This is a genomic window from Desulfamplus magnetovallimortis, from assembly GCF_900170035.1.
In the GTDB taxonomy this organism is placed as follows: domain Bacteria; phylum Desulfobacterota; class Desulfobacteria; order Desulfobacterales; family Desulfobacteraceae; genus Desulfamplus; species Desulfamplus magnetovallimortis.
Map to the genome: position 1 here is coordinate 26,016 of NZ_LT828554.1, position 19,669 is coordinate 45,684.

Consider the following 19,669-nt stretch of genomic DNA (forward strand, 5'->3'; position numbering starts at 1 on the left):
TGTTCCTTAAGATTCATAATTTTTAATACCGCATTAAGTTAGCCTCCCCCAAAGACAAAATTTGTATCTATTTCCACATTAAACCGTCATGGCCGGAGTCCGGCTACCCTCGATCATGAAAATAATGTATCTATTTCCACGGTAAAAACTGCTCTCTATTATCTATTATATCAATAAGTTACTCTTTATTATTCAGCACAATTAACTTTTTCAATTTTATCAGTAATATAGTATTCCTTTTTTCTTTGATAAGTAATAGAGTAATATAAACTGACATGGGGAGCGTTTCACCACCCCCGAGCATTGAAATAATGTATCCGTTTCCACAGTAAACGGACATGGCGGACGATTAGCCTTCCCCCCGATAATTGAAAAAGCGTATCTATTTCCACAGTAAGCGGACATGGCTGTCATCCAGCCACCCCCGAACATGAAAATTTGTATCCATTTTCACGGTAAAACTGGGGTTGCTTCTAATATCGGCCATTTGTCTGAATCAGGATAACCAGGATAAAAAAGATGTTCAAGATACTTGCTTAATCCTGCCTTATCCTGTTAATCCTGGGTATCCTGATTCAGACAGCCTCACAAAAATTAACATTGGCCGAAATTAGAACCACCCCCGTAAAACTATTAGTGAAAATATAGAAATATGATCAAGGAGGCCATGCCAATGAAAGAAATCAAGACAAAAAAACTCTGCTATTTAAGCATTGTTCAAATAATTTTTGCCATACTATTTTATGCAGAACCCTGCTCTTCATTTGAAGTTGCCTTAAGGATAACAGATCGCGAGATTGTGGAAAGCCTTGCAGAAGTGAAACAGGGACAGCAGGCAATGAACAGGAGAATTGATGACCTTATAACTAACATGAATAAGCGCTTTGAAGAGATGAATACAAACTTTAGCAGCCGGTTTGCAGCAATTGACAAGCGCTTTGAAGACATGAATGCAAACTTTAACAGCCGGTTTGCAGCAATCGACAAGCGCTTTGAAGACATGAATGCAAACTTTAACAGCCGGTTTGCAGCAATCGACAAGCGTTTTGAAGACATGAATGCAAACTTTAACAGCCGGTTTGAAGCGGCTGACAGACGCTTCGAAGACATGAATAAACGATTTGAAGAGATGAATGCAAACTTTAACAACAGATTTGAAGAGATGCACAACACCCTTCTTACCCTATATGCTTCCACAATGGCTCTTTTTGGGGGACTTATGGGATATATGATTTGGGACAGAAAAAAATCCCACCTTCCGCTTGAAAGAAAACTTAATGCAGTTGTTGAAGATATCTCTATAACAAAAACAAATACATCAAGTAGAATAACAAATATAGATATGGAGCTTCAACAGCACCTTGACATTGGAAATCCTTCAGGCCCTGTTATTCCAAGACTGCTGCAAGCCCTTCGTGAACTTGCCAGAACAGACGAAAAGCTTGCAGATGTGCTCAGAAGTTTTTCTTTATTATAAGGACATATTTTCATGTCTAATATTAATAAGACCCAAAAGCCTTCAAAGCAAAATTCTGAAAACCATAATCATAAAAATGATAAAATTGGTCTTTTATATGAAACTGTAGGGGCAGAATCCATTTCTGCCCCAGTTTCAATGTGCGTTGTGCCCACAGGGCATGGCAGTTATAAAAAAACTTCAACATACAATACTTTTAAATTTTTATTGATTCTGATTATTGTGCTTGCTGGATGCACAATGACATATCTCACCGTGGCATGGGTTGAAAAAGATATGAAGCACAAACTTATCCAGCAAGCCAGAATGGTGGCACAGGGTATAAATATTGAACGTTTAACGACCCTTTCCGGTACAGCAAGGGATATTGATACATCACACTACCTTAGAATCAAGGAGCAGCTTGCTGCTGTAGCTTCAGCAACTCCCCATTGTCGATACATTTATCTTATGGGACGCCACTCTGATAACACACTTTTTTTCTTTGTTGACAGTGAACCTGATGACTCTGAGAAGTGTTCTCCGGCAGGGGAAATATATGATAAAGCCCCAGAAAATGCACATCGCATTTTCTATGACAGCTCCGAAGATGTTGTAGGCCCTTACACAGATCAACGAGGTAAATGGGTGACAGCCCTAATACCTGTGTCAGAACCCAGAACCTCCGTGGTGATAGCCGTCCTCGGTATGGATATTGATGCCCGTATATGGCACAAAACGCTTCTTTTTTCAGCAGTTCCGCCTGTTTTGCTGACTATTATGCTACTGATTATATTTCTGCTCACTTCAATTTCTATGAAAAAACGCAGCAGAGAAAATAGATGTGTCAACAAAGAGAGTAACAGCATAATAACGTCTAAAGGAAAATCATTTTATATGCAACATCTTGAAGCTCTTATGTTGCTTGCTGCAGGAGTCTCATTCACAATCTTTTTTGCCTGGATATCATGGAAAACAGAGAGCATGAACCGCAATGAATTTTTCATGCAGCTTGCAGCAAACGAGACAGCATCTATTGCTGAAACAATGAAGGATATCAGGGATACTGAACTAAAAAGCCTTGCTGCCTTCTATTCCGGCAGCCAGAAGGTCACCTTTGATGAGTTCCGGAAATTCACTTCATTTCTGACAAAAAATCCTGCTGTAGCTGCGTGGGAGTGGGTTCCGGAAGTTCCGGAGTCCCAACGAACAGTTGTTGAAAAAGAGGTGGAAAAATCTGGATTTACTGGATTCAGAATATGGGAAAAGGATGAATATGGGCAAAAATTAATGGTACAAAGCCGCCCATTCTATTACCCGGTCATACATGTGGCACCACTTTCCGGAAACGGCCCTGCCCTTGGATATGATGTAGGATCTGAACCTGTCCGCAGGGCAGGACTTGAAAAAGCCATAGCCACGGGCTTGCCAACAGCCACCGACCCTGTAACTCTTGTCCAAGAGATATCCAATCAAAAAGGAATTCTTGTTTTTCAGTCTGTTCAAAAATACAAATATGAAAAAGATACAGAAAATATTAATGGCCTTGTCCTTGCTGTTCTGAGGATGACAACACTGCTGAAGTCAAATGCTTCAGGAAATGGAATATCAATGAAACTATCCCTGCTTGACAGGGAAGCAGAACCAGAATCCCTTGCTGTTACATGGGATGATGGGAAGCCTGATACTTATGCATCGTCAAATCTTTACGCAGTGCGGCCTGTAATGGCTTTTGGCAAGGTCTTCTGGGTCACTGCATATCCAGATCATACATTCATTGATGCATATCCAATAAATGGATGGTGGATTACCATTTTAACGGGATTTGCTCTGACTTCAGCCATTGCAGTTCTGCTCCAGACCATAATACGCCGCAAAGAGAGACTTGAATACCTTGTTTTTGAAAGAACCCAAGAACTGCAAAAAAATGAAGCCCTTCAACGGATGCTGCTTGATACCCTTCCTGCTGGAGTGGTAATTATTGATTCAAAAACCCGTATCATTGAAAGGGCAAACAAGTATGTTGCAACCATGTTTGGTGGATCTTTGGAAAATCTAATAGGCAAAAGATGTCATTCACTTTTATGCCCTGCCAACGAAAATGCCTGTCCTGTAGATGATCTGGGACAGACAATTGATAACTCCGAGCGGGAGATGATCAGGAAAGATGGTACACGACTTCCAATACTCAAAACTGTCACTCCAATAATTCTTGAAAATAAGGAAAAATTTCTGGAATGCTTTGTGGATATATCAAAACTCAAGGAGATCCAGGAAGAGTTGCTGCAGTCAAACAGTCAGCTTGAACAGGCAACCGAACGTGCCAACATCATGGCTGTGGAAGCTGAAATGGCAAGTATTGCAAAAAGCGAGTTCCTTGCAAACATGAGTCACGAGATCCGAACCCCCATGAACGGGGTAATAGGTATGACTGGGCTTCTGCTGGATACAGAACTCAACCCTGAACAGCGTCGTTATACAGAGACAGTAAGAGCAAGCGGAGAGGCACTGCTTGCCATTATCAACGATATTCTTGATTTTTCCAAGATTGAGGCTGGCAAGCTGGAACTTGAGATAATGGATTTTGACCTTCTTGAAATGCTTGATGACTTTACAGCCACCCTTGCTGTTCGTGCTGATGAAAAGGGATTGGAGCTTATCTGTGCTCCTGATCCTTCAACCCCTGTTCTACTGAAGGGAGATCCTGGCAGGCTGCGCCAGATACTTACAAATCTTGTTGGAAATGCCATCAAATTTACCCAATCCGGAGAAGTAGTTGTAAGGGTTTCTCTTTTATCTGGCACAAAAGATTTATTTCTGGCTGATTCTAAAAACATCTCCACTGAACCTTCGTTGCCGAATTCAACTATATCCCAGGACCATGAAAATGGTGATAAAAATTTTAACGATAAAGAAGATAGATGGGTCTATGAAACAGATGATCCTCCTTCATCCCTGGATGACATTGAAGATAGAGTTTTGCTCAAATTTTCCGTGCAGGATACAGGCATAGGTATTCCAGAGGATAAAATAAATCTTCTCTTTGAAAAATTTACTCAGGCAGATACCTCAACAACGCGTCAATATGGAGGCACAGGCCTTGGCCTTGCAATATCAAAGCAGTTATCGGAAATGATGGGAGGAGAGATAGGAGTAAACAGCATTGAGGGTAAAGGTTCTGAATTCTGGTTTACAGCATCTCTTGAAAAACAGCCACGGGAGGCAGGTCAAAAAAAATATACCCGGGATGAACATTTTTCAGAAGAAAACCTTAAAAATATTCGGGTTTTGATAGTTGACGATAATGCAACCAATCGTGAGATTTTGCATATAAGAGTTGCATCCTGGGGTATGCTGCCATTTAATGTTGACAGTGGGCCATCAGCACTGCAAGCAATATATCAGGCTCTATCGGAAAAAGATCCTTTCGGACTTGCCATTATAGATATGCAGATGCCTGACATGGATGGCGAGACCCTTGGAAGGGCAATAAGAGCAGACAAATCACTTGGGGATCTCAAGATGATCATGCTGACTTCCATTGGAGCAAAAGAAGATACACGTTACTTTGAAAATATAGGTTTTTCTGCCTATGCCACCAAACCTGTGCGCCATAATGAATTAAAATCCATGATATGCAGGGTACTTGACAAACAAGTGAAGTCCCATACAGCCAAAAATATGGCTGAACTGCCCCGAGACAGTAATTTAATTCGGAAAAAATTTGACAATATTACAGCACGTATTCTCCTTGCTGAGGACAACATAACCAACCAGCAGGTTGCCATGGGTATTCTAAAAAAACTCGGTTTAAGGGCAGATGCAGTTGCAAACGGGGAGGAGGCTATAAAGGCCCTTGAATCCATTGACTACGACATTGTTCTGATGGATGTACAGATGCCGGTGATGGATGGAATAAAAGCCACGCAGATTATACGAAACAGGAAATCTATGGTTATAAATCATAAAATCCCCATTATTGCCATGACAGCCCACGCAATGCAGGGAGATCGTGAAAAATGCCTGGATGCCGGCATGGATGATTATCTTTCAAAACCTGTTGATCCCCATGCAATGGTTGAAGTTCTGTCAAAATTTCTTCCGGAAAAAAGATCGTCGTCATATGCCGTATCTTCAAATACAATATCCAATATAACCCCTGATTCTTTTATACCCCATGATTCTTTTACAACAGATGAACTTGAAATATTTGATAAAGCTTCCATGATGGATCGTATGATGGATGACCAGAATTTGGTAGATACGGTATTAACGATTTTTTTTGAAGATATCCCTACTCATATCAACACAATAAAAAAACTTGTGGATAGAGGCGATTTGGCTGAAATAGCAAAATATGCACACACAATCAAAGGATCATCTGCAAATATTTCTGCCAATGCAATGAGTGCTGTAGCTCATGAACTTGAAAAAGCCTCTTCTGCCGAAGATCTATCTGAATTAAAAAAATTAACTGCAAAACTGGAATTTGAGCTGGAACGTTTAAGGAATCTACTTGGTAACTGATTAAAATATACCTGGCAACTGATAAAAATGTACCTGGTAACTGATTAAAATGTACTTGGTAACTGATTAATATCCCCCATTGCGGATTTGTGGGGATATAAAGGATGCCTTGTTTTCTTCACTTTTTACGAAACCATCAACTTTTGAAAAGGAGTAATCATGCCTATTGTTACGATATCCAGGGGAAGCTATAACAGGGGCAGAGCAGTGGCTGAAAAACTTGCTCAAAAGATAGGATATACCTGTATCTCCCGTGATGAGGTTATTGAAAATCTGGATGAATTTCATCTGCAGGAGATAAAGCTGGTGCGTGGTCTCAATGATGCTTTTTCAGTGCTGGATCGTTTTCCAAATGGTAAAAAAAGATTTGTGAGTGCCATACGTGCAGCCTTGTTACAGCGTTTCATGGCAGGGAATGTGGTATATCACGGTCTTGTGGGTCATCACTTTGTGAAAACAATATCACATGTGCTAAAGGTGCGGATTATTGCCGATACAGAGAGTCGTGTTGCAGATGAAATGAACAGAGAAGATATCTCGGCTGAAAAAGCAAGGTTTATTCTTAAAAGTGATGACGAAGAGCGCCGGAAATGGTGTATGTTCCTTTACGGAATTGATCTTTTTGATGCAGAAATCTATAATCTTGTAATCAGAGTTGGCCACCTTTCTGAAGATGATGCTGTTGATATTATTACCAATGCAGTAAAACTTCCTTCATTTCAGGAGACAGCACAGTCCAGGGCAGAGCTTGCTGATTCGGCGCTATCAAGCATCGTAACCTATGCGCTTTTTGATTTTCCAAGCGCCTCGGTCTCAGCCCGTGACGGTCACGTCAAGGTGGTACTGAAAGTTCCTGAAGATCAGTGTTCTGTAATAAAAGAGAGAATAGAGGCTAAACTTTCAGCTATTGACGCTGTCAAAGAGCAGTCTATTATTATTGACCCATATTACTAAGTACTCAAAATCGACATCTTATTTCTTTTTGACCAGTTATTGAATTTGTCTAAACCAGGATGAAAAGGATGCTCAGGATAAATAATCCTGCCTTATCCTGTTAATCTTGGGTATCCTGATTCAGACAGTGTTGACAAGGCTCAAAAGATTATAGCTGTCGGTTTTGAGTAAGTAATGGATTAAAAACAACTTACCCATTTAAGAATACATATCCTTTTAATCACGGAAGATGTGATTGTTAAATGGAAGTGTTATTTCGTGCTAATTCCTAAAACTAAAGCATAACCATGTCTATAAATCTTTATGAAAAAAATGACTCCATTTTTGTATGCCACAATTGCGGCTTTAAGCAAGTGACAATTAAAACAACTCCCCCTCCTAAACATGAAAAATCCATTTTCAAATCCAATTTCATATCAATAACCATGACTATGAATGTTTATGAAAAAAAGAATCCTGTTTTTACATGCCCCAATTGTGGCTCTAAACAGTTTACAGATAAAGAGCCCGTAATTTACAAACATGAAGAGTCTATTTTTAAATGTCCTCACTGCCATTTTGAACAAACATTTAATATCGCTCCATTTATAGAAAAAGGCAAAAAAAATATAAGTGTAAAGTGCAGATGCAAGGAAGTCTCTGAAATAACGATAGAATCAAGCAAAGATCCCAACAAAGAGCTAAGAAAAGACTTCAGAAAAGAAGTTTCATTAAAGGGGTCATGCCTGATTGAGAAAACAAACAAAAAATGCGAAATTGTTCTTGTCAGAAATATTTCCCGAAGCGGGCTTCGTATGGATTATTTCATTATGGATAAAAAGTGTATGGCAGAACTGGAACCCGAAGATATTGTAACAATTGAGTTTGAGCTGGATGATTCCAAAAGACACCTTGTTAAAAAAAGATGCATAGTTCGTTTTAAAATGGAAGGTTATATTGGAGTTGAATTTATTGATGACGAGTACGCAAGAGAGATTGGCATGTTTTTGTGGTAAATATATTTGGGTATTATTTATATCTCATGAAAATCATTTTACATTGTTTTAAAAAAGAAGCCCTCAAAATAAAATTTCTTACCTGAAGAGTAAATAAACTGGTAAATGAAGCATACCTAAAATATGATGTTATTTGGAATGGTTTTTAATTTGATATCGTTTGAGCTTTTTGTATAACCCCTGACGTGTAATGCCAAGAAGCCTGGATGTCTGGGCAAGATTACCACCTGCTTCCTTAAGAGCTTTTCCTATAAGACTTGTTTCAAGTATTTTTACCTGTTCCGGAATGGAAAGAGTTGATGGTTCCCTGCATTGTATCTGCGCTTCACAGGATTTCTGAAGTTCGGGAGAGCATTTATCTATAAATATCATTTCCCCTGATGGAGTCAAAGCTATTAATCTTTCAACTTCTCTTCTGAGCTGGCGGATATTTCCAGGCCAGTGAAAAGCTTCAAACAGATTAAGCACCTCTGGAGAAAATCCTGCAAGTTTCTTATTGAACTTTTTGCTTAATTCTTCAAGAAATGACATGGCAAGGGGAATTATATCCTCTTTTCTCTCCCTGAGAGGCGGAATCTGTATTTCAACAGAAAAAAGCCTGAAAAAGAGATCCTCCCTGAATCGTCCTTTTTTTATCTCTGTTCTTAAATCCTTGTTGGTAGCACATATTATGCGAAGATCATATTTAATGACCTTGTTACCCCCAAGCCTGCACCCCTCGCCCTCCTGAATGGCACGAAGGAACTTTGGTTGAATGATAGCAGGCATGTCAGCCACTTCATCAAGAAGAAGAGTTCCTCCGTTGGCCTCTTCAAATCTTCCTTTTTTTCTTTGATCCGCTCCTGTAAATGCCCCTTTTTCATAACCGAAAAATTCACTCTCCATGAGATTTTCAGGAATTGCAGCACAATTTACTGCGACAAGTGATTTATCCCTTCGTTCGCTTCCCTTGTGTATGAGACGGGCAATAAGCTCCTTTCCGGTTCCGTTTTCACCCTGAAGAAGTACATTTACAGGAGTGTTGCAGACAAGTTTCACCATCTCCAGAACATCTTTCATGGCCGAACTTTCAGCAATAAAAGGGGTATCACGGAAATATTCTTTATCAAAACGCTCAACTTCAAAATTGAGCTGGCTTGATATTCTGATGATCTCCTGGTTGAGAATAATGCTTTCTATGGACATGGAAAGAAAGTGTGCCACCTGCTCAAGCATTTCAAGATCCTGCTGGGAAAAAGAGTCCCATTCAGATTCCTTTTCCAAAATATCTTTCTGATCATCTTTGAAAGCTTTTTTTCGTCCTTTTTTGTTAAGTATCTGAATTGCACCTGTTACCCCATAACCTGCAAGGCTTTTTATGGGTACACACACCGTATTTCTTGTAATAAAGCCTGTCTGGGCATCCACCTCTGTATGAAAACCGTGTTGTTTATCAAGATTATTTCTGATAATCGGTACACCTGTTGAGATAACTTCACCTGCAATGCTTCCCTTTCTTGGTGGCTGAATCTGCTTTTTATCAAGACCTGTTCCAAGCATGGAGCAAATTTTATCAGTGCCCATCTCTATTATGTATATTGTACAGCGTTCAGTGCGCATAACCCTGGGGAGTATATCAATATAGAAACCAAGCAGATCTTCATAATTATCAACTGTCCATGCATTGGCAACACGATCCATTCTGACTCGTATTTCGGTCAGACGTTTACGGATCAACACTGATTCAATCAAGTACGATCTTTCATCTTCTGAGATAGACATATTTTCCATTCTGATAAGAAGGGTTAAGTTTTTTTAAACTTTTCAAAATCGACATATTATTGCTTTTTCAGAAGTTATTGCAGTTGTCTGAACCAGGATATCCAGGATGGATAGGATGCTCAGGATAGATAATCCTGCCTTATCCTGTTAATCTTGGATATCCTGATTCAGACAGTGTTGACAAAGCTCAAAAGATAATAGGTGTCGATTTTGAGAAACTTACATGGCTAATACCCGCCACAATCTAAGGAATGAAAGTCATTCCGGCTTGTTCAGTTAAGGAACTCTATCTAAGAAAGGGCTGAATTTCAATAAATTTTTAAATTTGCAGGTAAAGGTAATCCTCCATGAAGCACTTCATTGATTCCAATATCAGTATAGGCTCCATTTGGGCGAACTGTTCCCCAGAAATCATTTGGAACATTGTAGGGTGCATTATCAAGGATGTTTAAGCCTGCATTTATGGCAGGAGAATCCTTCTGTAACTGAAAACCTGATACAATATCCTCCATCAAACCTGTTCCAACATCGGGAACTGTGGGTAAAACAAATCCGGGATTTTCGAAAATACTGTTTTGCTCAATAAGGATATCAACATCATTTTGGTTTTCTGAGGTCTCAACCTGATAGTATATATTGTAATCACTCTGAAAATTTTCAGGAATATAGCTGTAGGCACCATCAGACCACCGCCCTCTGTCCTGATAGACAGGTTTTCCATTGCTTTGCATGAAAATATTATTTATGACATAACAATCTTCGTTTCTGTCAAACCCGCCTGGCTGGGCTGAATAGAACTGAATCATGCAGCGATTTCCCTTATAGTTATAGAAAACATTATTATAAACATGGGCATTTTTTGCACCTGTAAAACCAAAGGCAGCATCGCCTGTACACCCTGCAAAAATATTGTTTCTGGCAATGAAATTTTCACACGAAGGAAATACTGAAGGGCTTGCAGCACCGCATCCAACAGAGACATTTCCGTTGGGTTCCCCTGCAGAAGGTCCAAAGAGATTATTCTCCCAGAGGATATTTTTTGAACCTCCCTTGGCATATATAAGATAATCCCCTTTACGCTCCTGTGTATGGTAAATCCAGCATCCCCTGACAGTAACCCCGTTGGGTGCCGGATCTCCATAGATATCAATGCATTCCTGAAAAGATGTTCCATCTGTACGATGTGCAGGGTTAAATATAATACAGTTTTCAATCAATACATTGTCTGCCCCGACCTTGATGACATCGCAATCGTATGGAGCATTGTAAACCTTGCAGTTTTTTATCCATACATTGTTTGACCATAGCGGCCTTATCAGACCATCTCCGGCAGAACCCTGATTCCAGTCACCATAAATCTCGAACCCATCAATACCGCTGTTATTGTTTGTCAGGCGGACAGCGCTCTTATCACCGCTGTAAATGACAGCCATGTGTATGCCGTCCTCACTTACAAGTTCTGTACCTTCCTTTGGAGTCAGCCATGATTCAGCATAAATACCTGCCCTTACATGGATGGTGTCTCCGCTTGCAGAGCTTTCAATGGCGTGTTTTATTGTCTGATATGGAGAGCCTGATTTTCCTGTATTGCTGTTATCTCCATCTATTGCAACATAGATGTCCCTTGCATAACAGGGGTATGAACATATACATATAATAGCACATATTTGTATAATTATTTTTTGCACGTTCATTGCAATATGCTCCTTAAAAAATCATCCAAGAAAAAATTGCTGACGAATTTTCCCCAGGTACTTGTAAACCTTAATATTTACTATTTATGTTCCAAGTATGGCGTTTATTATGGATATAACATCAAGGATATCAAGTGTGCTGTCGCTGTTCATATCGGCATTGATAAAACCGTCTCCGGTTAGATCATTTATACCTGTAATGTGGTTGATACAGGTTGTAATATCAAGAATATTTACAATGTTATCAAGATTGGCATCACCCGGCATAAGAGGAGGAGTGCCTGAAGGTGTCAGAACAAAGCCTCTTTTTATTCCATTTTCTGTGCCATATCCAACTATCTGGCCTATTTCATTTATATATCTTGCAAATTCCAGAACAGCACCGGATCCAGCCGGAATCATATCATTAAGGTCGCTTAAGCTTCCGTCTGCCTCAAGGATAAATGCGTGATATAAAGGTTCATCAGCATCTGAATCCCACATAGCCCCTACCATGCTTCCGTCGCTGTTTATTCCATATATTTCGCCATATGGAAATGCTGCTGTCATAATAACGGGAGCAGGAACTGCTGTGGAACCGCTCCATATATATGGCAGTGACTTATTTGTTGCTGAAATAACGTGTCCTCCTATCAGACAACTGTCATTAATAACAGTTGCATACCACTCTCCGGATGAAAGTGAAGTGTTTATTTCAAGGGCAACCATGCCATCTGTGCTGCTGTAAATAAATGGACGGTAATTCCATGAGCTGTCATGGGCAATACCTACCACATCGCCATAGTTGTTTATAGAGTAGGCAATACTGTAGCCGTTACCATATGCTCCTGAATTGTTAAGGGTTCCAAGATCCTGAAATCCTGATACAGTATCATATAAAAATGCATGAAAAACATATCCAAGGGAGGTTTCTGGAATATCTGCCATTCCAACAACCCTTCCGGAATCATCCATTCCATAGGCACTGCTGCTGTCGCCGGTGACATTTCCATCATGTATATCAACAAGACTTCCTGTCTCGCTGTCCCATATAATGGCATGTTTATTGTTATCTGCATCTGTTGAGTAGCCGCTGACAAGCCCTTCATCGTTTATGTGCCAGGTGCTGCTTTTGGTTGCATCGGAAATTGGAGGCAATCTGTTGAGAGTTGTTCCGTCCCAGACAAAAGCCTGAATTTTCCCTGAAGAGTCATCCATTCTGCCGACAACCTTGCCGCTGTTGTTGATGCCGTATGCCCGTGTGCTTTCGTAACCTGTATCAGGCTGAATAAACTGAAGTTCATATGTCTGGGCAAAAGCCGTTCCTGCTACCATAAGAAATACAAGGCTTAAAATACTCCTCTTCATGATATTTTTCATTTTTGTTTCCTTTATCTATACTGTTACTGTTAATAACAGTCTGTCCGAAATCACTTGTTAATTCTCTACCCCTCTCCCGACATTCTCCCGACATTGAGTACTTTGGGGACAGATTTTAAATCTGTCCCCGTTGTTGTGTCCCCGTTGTTGAAAAGTGTTCTTGAATGTTGAAAAGCGTTCTTTAAAAGGGAAAATTATATCGCGATTATTCCTTAATGCAAACTTCTTAATCGACAAAACCAAAATTGGTTACCTGAAAAAGAAGATCATCCTCGTCTGCATAAAGATAATCAAAATCAATCCATATCTGCATTGTTCCAAAAAGTGTCTCAAAATTAACCCTTGGAATTTGAAGCTCAAGTGCATCATTGAGAGAGGCTGACTGGCATGATGTATCAAGGTCTTCATCATCAATAATGCCGAAGTTGCTTACCATGAAAACGATGCTGTCCTCAAATTCAGGAACATATTCAAATTCCACCCACAGACCGAAAGCTCCGAAAAGTGTCTGATAAAGAAGCTGTGGTACCTGAAGTAGAAGGTCATCTGTCAAAACCGCAGGGTCACAAAGACTTGCGGAAGTTACAGTTACATTAAGGCTTACTTGATCTCCGTTACTATCTATAACATTGATGATTGTGCTTCCACCGGCAATGCCGTTAACGGTTATCTGCCCTTCTGAAGCAAGCGAAGATGGCTGTACAGACGCTACACTGCTGTTGTTGCTTATAATTGAATAAGGTGCAGTTCCTCCGGAAATCATTGCTGTTTTTGAACTTCCCTGGGCAATGGAAAGAGATGCAGGATTTAAAGAAAGATCAGCCGGAGAATCTCCCTGGACTGTAACAAAACCTGTTGTTACACCGACCGTAACTGACTGGGCATCAATATTTGGAACCATAACCTGCTCAAGTGATATTTCGTAAGCTCCCTGTGCTGCGCCATCCTTTATTCTGAAGCTTAATTCAACGAGGTCACCATCTGCAATGACATTTCGGTTCATTCCCACAATAAGACAGCGTACTGTATCACTTGCTGGAGAAGATGAGCTTAAATCTTTATCCGCAGCATCTGCTGCACTGCCAATGGTTGCAGATTGAAATGTAAGTTTAGAATCATCAAATATTACATCAAACTGGGCACCGGCAACATTGTTGCTGCCTCCACCCTGCAATGAAACTGATACGACAATATCGTCTCCAGGGAAACCACTTACATTTTCTACAACAAGATCTGTTGCATATGCTGAAGCAGATATGCAAAACATCATAATAAAGATAAAAGATATAATTCCCATGAACGATCTGTAATTTCTGCCCTCTTTCATTATTAAATCCTCCTGTTTTTCGTTATTTCCTGAACGGAAGTTTTACCTGCTCCTTAATGGAGACAGGCTCTTGTCCCCTAATAGAATAGAAACTTAAATTTTGTCTCTTCATGGAAAAAGAGATCTTGTCTTCCCATGAAAACAGAATTTTGTCTCCCCATGGAAACAAGAATTGACAATTAACTGGTTCAACATGGGATATGATGAAGAGCAAAGAGTGTGCCGATGAAAAATATCCGTGAATGAATTTATAAAAAAGAAGTTAACAGGAAAATTCCATATTCAAATTAATTTTTACAATGGAGAGCTATTAGTTCGCAACATACTGTTTTTAATATCAATTTTTTCTATTATAGTTCTAAAATAAAAGCATTATAAAATTAATAATATAAATTTATTTTTCATACCCACCATTTTTGATTACATGATTTTTTTACAATACCCATTGAAATCAGTAAACTAACTTTACAGGTAAGTATTTTGTGTTTACATCTATTTTCAAATATTGGGCCAGCTCGTCATTTAACAATGCCTTAGTTCTCCTTTTAACAATGCCTTAGTTTATACTTTTAACAACGACTTAGTTCGTCTTTTAAAAACGACTTAGTTTGTACTTTAAACAAAGCCTTAAACAGTATTTTGAGTTATAGTGATTTTCCATATCAAAAACAGTGGATCAAAAAAATATGTAAATCATGTTTACCCCATAATCTACCATTAAATGCCTCTACTTATCTTTAGACTCCCGTAAAACTCCCATTAATAACAAATTATGATTAAAAAATAACATGGCATATCCTTTGCTGTTAACTCATTCTGTCTCTTGATGCTTCACCTTAAAAGAAGAGAAAAGACCTATTGCTTTATCAATAAGCAGTTAATTTTACATTTAGACTTAAGTTTTGATAAAGCTCCATGCACTTTAATTTCATCGTAAAAAGGAGAAAAAAATGAAAAAAATTGCAACACTCTTAACCATGTGCTTTTTTTCGGTACTCTTCATTATCTCAAATGTTCAGGCAGTTGTTCCTGAAGCCACCATAATTGACCACACATACACCCCAATAGAGCAAATACCGGAATCAGCTATCCTGAACGCAAAACAGAACCTTCATATTGCCTATGGCCATACATCCCATGGCAGCCAGTTAACAACCGGAATGTCAGCCCTTGTGGGTTTCATGAACAATCTGGGATATCCCCAGAACCTTTATGCATATAATTCAGGGGGATCCGGCGGAGCCCTTGACTTAAGGGATTCACCCTTTTCCGGAGCATCTGATCTTGGCAATCCCAACAGGAGTGCATGGGCAACAGCAACAAGAAACTACCTTGATGCAAATCCAGATATAAATGTAATTATATGGTCATGGTGCGGACAGGTAAGCGGCTCTGAATCAGATATTGATCTCTATCTTGATCTTATGAATACCCTGGAAGGAGAGTATCCGGATGTTCGATTTGTATATATGACAGGTCACCTTGACGGCAGTGGAGAGACAGGGACTGTACATCAGCGGAACGAGCAGATACGTGATTACTGCATGTTAAACGGAAAGACTCTTTTTGATTTTGCAGATATTGAAAGTTACGATCCTGACGGTCAGATAAACTACATGTCGCTGATGGCAAATGACAACTGTGACTACGACAGTGACGGCAACGGTTCAAGGGATAGCAACTGGGCACAGGAGTGGCAGAATTCACACGTTGAGGATGTTGAATGGTATTCATGCACTTCCGCCCATTCACAGCCTTTAAATGCAAACCAGAAGGCATATGCAGCCTGGAATCTCTGGGCCAGAATCGCAGGCTGGGACGGCGGAGCTGTAGAAGAGGATTATGAGGCACCTTCTGTACCGGAAATTCTTTCGATTGAAGCAATTTCAGCAACCCAGATTGATCTTTCATGGTCAGCATCAACAGATAACATAAGGGTTGCAGGATATCGCATATACAGGGACGGTAACCTGATCACAGCAGTCAGCTCCGGATATACTGAATACCAGGATACAGACCTTGAACCATCAACCCTTTATACTTATCGTGTTTCAGCATTTGACTCTTCAGGAAACGAATCCGGCCTTTCTGATTCTGCATCTGCGACCACACTTGAAACTTCCCAGGAAACCTTTACTATTAAACTTGAAGGAATAGATGCAATTGACGATGCATTTCTTCTGTCACGCTGCCCTGACACCAATTTTGGAACAACCAAATACACTTCGGGCCCATACGATTTTATTATAAAATTCAATCTGCCTTCAGAGATTCTTTTTAAAAACATAATTGAAGCAAAAGCTTACTTTTATGTTTACAGTCAGTCAGGATATGCCGAGGATCAATATCTTAATTTTTATAAAGTAAACTCTGACTGGGCTGAAAACACAGTTACCTGGAACAATTCCGTTAATAATTATGACAGTTCCGCAACTGTTGCGCAGGTTCTCCACCCAAGCGGCTCTCCAAGCCATGAATATTATCCCCCTGCTGATATTACAGAACAGGTACAGCGCTGGGCAGACGGAATTGACGAAAATTATGGCCTTCGTCTTAAAAATGAAGGTCAGACTTTCATACACCTGAAAGCAAGCGAATATTCTGTGGGACCATATATTGAGATAACCTATTCGGAAATTGAAGAGAATAACATGGATATAAACGGCGATGGAACTGTTGATGTGCTGGATATCATGGCATGTATCAATGTGGTTCTTGGCACAGAGACTTCGCCTGACATTGTGGCTGCTGCAGATGTTAACAATGATGGAAGTGTGAGTATTATTGATGTGATGGAAATCATTGACACTATTCTAGGATAAAAGCTGCTTTTTCCCTGTCCATTGCTGGACAGGGAAAAAATAATACAAAACAGAGAACTAAAAAATCAATAATCAAGAGATGACACCTCAAGTGCATTTGTCTGGATGAAATTTCGTCTTGGTTCAACCTCTTCGCCCATGAGCAGCGTAAAAATATCATCTGCCTGTTCGGCATCTTCAATATTAACCTGAAGCATTATTCTCTTCTCCGGATCCATGGTGGTCTCCCAGAGCTGATCAGGGTTCATCTCACCAAGGCCCTTATAGCGCTGTATGGATATACCCTTTTTCGCTTCTCCCATTATATAGTGAAAAAAAGATGACGTATCTTCGAACAGTATCTCCTTTTCTGTGGAACCTGTAAGAAAAACCTTAAAAGGAGGTTTGTTCATCTCCTGAATTTTGTCATAATTTTTCAGCATAACCTTATAATCAGATGTGGAAATAAGATTTTTACCCACCTTGAAAAGCATTTTACTGTAGGATGAACGGGTTCTGTAAGAGTCAGAATCCTTTATTTCAGGCTTTCTGCCTTCACTGACATCCATTTCGTAAATCTCAAATTCTGAATTATATTCAAGATCACCAGTTAAATAGCCTGCTTCATCAAGCCTATCTTTAAGTGAAAACATCTTCTCCCTGTCCTGAAGAAAAAATTTATCCCTCAGATCCATGCCGATCATGATCAAAAGAAGATCAATATCATACTCTTTTCTGCGAAGACGCTCAACAGCATTGTAATAGTCAGAAAGATCCTTGAGAAAGGTGTAAAGAATATCATCATCAAGGGGGGTATCCCTTCCTTCAATATATACATCCTTTTGCTCGCAAACTCTTCTTACAAGATAATCCCTGTATTCAGATTCATCTTTGAGATAGATACCGCTTTTTCCCTTTCCAACCCGGAAAAGCGGAGGCTGGGCAATATAGAGATATCCCCTGCTTATAAGATCTGGCATCTGACGATAAAAAAAGGTCAACAAAAGGGTTCTTATGTGGGAACCGTCAACATCTGCATCGGTCATGATCACTACCTTATGGTAGCGAATTTTTTCAATATCGTACTCTTCCTTGCCCGCACCTGTACCAAGAACAGTGAATATATTTTTTATTTCGTCGCTTCTGAGAATCTTGTCAAACCTGGCTTTTTCAACATTGAGGATTTTACCTTTAAGGGGCAAAATAGCCTGAAATCTTCTGTCACGCCCCTGCTTGGCACTGCCGCCTGCAGAGTCACCCTCAACAAGAAAAAGCTCTCTCTCTTTTGGATCAGCAAACTGGCATTCTGCAAGTTTACCAGGCAGTGTGGAATCAATTAAGGTTCCTTTTTTCTTGCAAGTTCCCTGGCCCTTTTTGCAGCATCCCTTGCCCTTGCAGCATCAACGGCCTTCATCAGTATCTTTTTTGCAGTAGCAGGATTTTCTTCAAGGAAAATTGCTATCTTTTCGTTAACCAGAGATTCAACAATACCCTTAACTTCGCTGTTGCCAAGCTTTGTTTTTGTCTGTCCCTCAAACTGAGGATCCATAACCTTGACACTTACGATTGCCGTTAATCCCTCACGTACATCATCGCCACTGATCTTGACAGCCTGCTTGTTTTTGGGAAGGTTGCCTGATGCAGCATAACTATTAAGGCTTCGTGTTAAAGCACCCTTGAATCCTGAAAGATGAAAACCACCTTCAATGGTATTGATGTTATTTGCAAAAGAGTACAATTTTTCCTTAAAAGTTTCGTTGTATTGAATGGCAACTTCCACATTGACATCATTTTTTTCACCCTCAATCAGAATTGGATCATGCAATGGGGTCAGATTGCGATTAAGATATTCAACAAATGATATAAGGCCGCCTTCATAGCAGAACTCATCTTTTTCTGCTGAACGTTCATCCTCAATCATAATTTTGACGCCTTTGTTCAGGAAAGCAAGTTCCCTCATACGGCGCGATAGTTTTTCATACTCAAAGTCGTTTTCATTCATGACAGTATAATCAGGGATAAAAGTGATTCTGGTGCCACGTTTATCAGTTGGTTCTTCTTTAACTGTCAATTCGCACTGCTTTACTCCTTTTGAATATCTCTGGTAGTAAATCTTGCCATCCTTGAACACCTCCATCTCAAGAGACTCTGAAAGTGCATTTACAACAGAAATTCCAACTCCGTGAAGACCTCCTGAAACCTTGTAGGAGTCCTTATCAAACTTTCCGCCGGCATGGAGTTTTGTCATAACCACCTCGGCGGCAGGCATATTCTCTGTCTCGTGCATTCCAACAGGAATACCGCGACCGTTATCCTCCACACTGACACTCATGTCAGTATGAATAGTTACAGTTACAGCATCGCAATAACCGGCCATTGCTTCGTCAATGCTGTTGTCAACCACCTCATATACAAGGTGATGAAGTCCCTCTGTACCTATATTTCCAATGTACATTGAAGGACGTTTACGGACAGCCTCAAGCCCTTCAAGTATCTTGATATTACCTGCACCATAATCTTTTTCCGGTTGAACAGGTTTATCAATATGTTTCTGATTTGATTCCTGATCTATATTATCAATATTTTCCATTAAACACCTTTATGACTGACGAGTAAATAAGCAACAGGACATAAATTTATAGTATAGGAATTTCCATTTTATCTCCTGCAAAAGCAAGTGGTTATGGAAAAGCCCGCCCGAAGGGCGCTAAGTTCATAGTATGGGAATTTCAATCTTATCCAGTGCAGAAGCAATAGATATTTGTATCCATTTCCATGGTAAACAGGCATGATTG

At 39.8% G+C, this 19,669-nt stretch carries 9 protein-coding genes and 1 pseudogene; 5 read left to right on the forward strand and 5 right to left on the reverse strand.

Features of this window, described 5'->3' with window-relative positions; all coding sequences use genetic code 11:
* The first annotated feature begins 673 nt into the window (after window positions 1–673).
* The 4 genes from MTBBW1_RS20190 (at window position 674) to MTBBW1_RS20205 (ending at window position 7,932) form a co-directional block, all read left to right on the forward strand.
* Window positions 674–1,477 carry a hypothetical protein gene (locus MTBBW1_RS20190; protein ID WP_080806523.1) on the forward strand — a complete coding sequence of 268 codons (804 nt, stop codon included), beginning with the start codon at window positions 674–676 and terminating at the stop codon, window positions 1,475–1,477.
* 12 nt (window positions 1,478–1,489) lie between these two features.
* Window positions 1,490–5,983, forward strand: coding sequence for a response regulator (locus MTBBW1_RS30065; protein ID WP_080806525.1), 4,494 nt, complete (start codon window positions 1,490–1,492; stop codon window positions 5,981–5,983).
* 159 nt (window positions 5,984–6,142) lie between these two features.
* The gene (locus MTBBW1_RS20200) at window positions 6,143–6,937 is read left to right on the forward strand and encodes a cytidylate kinase-like family protein (protein ID WP_080806528.1); all 795 of its coding nucleotides are present in this window, start codon (window positions 6,143–6,145) and stop codon (window positions 6,935–6,937) included.
* Between the two features lie 287 nt (window positions 6,938–7,224).
* On the forward strand, window positions 7,225–7,932 hold the full coding sequence (locus MTBBW1_RS20205; RefSeq protein ID WP_080806531.1) for a PilZ domain-containing protein: 708 nt from the start codon (window positions 7,225–7,227) through the stop codon (window positions 7,930–7,932).
* Between the two features lie 129 nt (window positions 7,933–8,061).
* On the opposite strand, the gene MTBBW1_RS20210 is transcribed toward MTBBW1_RS20205, so the two are convergent.
* The 4 genes from MTBBW1_RS20210 to MTBBW1_RS20225 all read right to left on the reverse strand — a co-directional run bounded on the left by MTBBW1_RS20210 (window position 8,062) and on the right by MTBBW1_RS20225 (window position 14,073).
* Window positions 8,062–9,693 (reverse strand): sigma-54-dependent Fis family transcriptional regulator, encoded by a 1,632-nt coding sequence (locus MTBBW1_RS20210; RefSeq protein WP_186441558.1) that lies wholly within the window; start codon window positions 9,691–9,693, stop codon window positions 8,062–8,064.
* 308 nt (window positions 9,694–10,001) lie between these two features.
* On the reverse strand, window positions 10,002–11,387 hold the full coding sequence (locus MTBBW1_RS20215) for a right-handed parallel beta-helix repeat-containing protein (RefSeq protein ID WP_080806535.1): 1,386 nt from the start codon (window positions 11,385–11,387) through the stop codon (window positions 10,002–10,004).
* 84 nt (window positions 11,388–11,471) lie between these two features.
* Window positions 11,472–12,746: a dockerin type I domain-containing protein gene (locus MTBBW1_RS20220; protein ID WP_080806538.1), complete on the reverse strand. Its 1,275-nt coding sequence runs from the start codon at window positions 12,744–12,746 to the stop codon at window positions 11,472–11,474.
* Between the two features lie 226 nt (window positions 12,747–12,972).
* Complete coding sequence (locus tag MTBBW1_RS20225; protein WP_080806540.1) at window positions 12,973–14,073, reverse strand: cohesin domain-containing protein; 1,101 nt, start codon at window positions 14,071–14,073, stop codon at window positions 12,973–12,975.
* Between the two features lie 950 nt (window positions 14,074–15,023).
* Here MTBBW1_RS20225 and MTBBW1_RS20230 point away from each other — a divergent pair.
* Window positions 15,024–16,895 (forward strand): DNRLRE domain-containing protein, encoded by a 1,872-nt coding sequence (locus MTBBW1_RS20230; protein WP_080806541.1) that lies wholly within the window; start codon window positions 15,024–15,026, stop codon window positions 16,893–16,895.
* Window positions 16,896–16,960: 65 nt separating this feature from the next.
* On the opposite strand, the pseudogene gyrB reads toward MTBBW1_RS20230, so the two are convergent.
* Window positions 16,961–19,464, reverse strand: a pseudogene (gyrB, locus tag MTBBW1_RS30070) (DNA topoisomerase (ATP-hydrolyzing) subunit B).
* Between the last annotated feature and the right edge of the window lie 205 nt (window positions 19,465–19,669).

Excerpts from the sequence above, each read along its gene's own strand:
- MTBBW1_RS20205 (WP_080806531.1), top strand. The coding sequence starts at position 7,225 with ATGTCTATAAATCTTTATGAAAAAAATGACTCCATTTTTGTATGCCAC.
- MTBBW1_RS20230 (WP_080806541.1), top strand. The coding sequence starts at position 15,024 with ATGAAAAAAATTGCAACACTCTTAACCATGTGCTTTTTTTCGGTACTC.
- MTBBW1_RS30065 (WP_080806525.1), top strand. The coding sequence starts at position 1,490 with ATGTCTAATATTAATAAGACCCAAAAGCCTTCAAAGCAAAATTCTGAA.
- MTBBW1_RS20210 (WP_186441558.1), bottom strand. The coding sequence starts at position 9,693 with ATGTCTATCTCAGAAGATGAAAGATCGTACTTGATTGAATCAGTGTTG.
- MTBBW1_RS20220 (WP_080806538.1), bottom strand. The coding sequence starts at position 12,746 with ATGAAAAATATCATGAAGAGGAGTATTTTAAGCCTTGTATTTCTTATG.
- MTBBW1_RS20200 (WP_080806528.1), top strand. The coding sequence starts at position 6,143 with ATGCCTATTGTTACGATATCCAGGGGAAGCTATAACAGGGGCAGAGCA.
- MTBBW1_RS20225 (WP_080806540.1), bottom strand. The coding sequence starts at position 14,073 with ATGAAAGAGGGCAGAAATTACAGATCGTTCATGGGAATTATATCTTTT.
- MTBBW1_RS20190 (WP_080806523.1), top strand. The coding sequence starts at position 674 with ATGAAAGAAATCAAGACAAAAAAACTCTGCTATTTAAGCATTGTTCAA.
- MTBBW1_RS20215 (WP_080806535.1), bottom strand. The coding sequence starts at position 11,387 with ATGAACGTGCAAAAAATAATTATACAAATATGTGCTATTATATGTATA.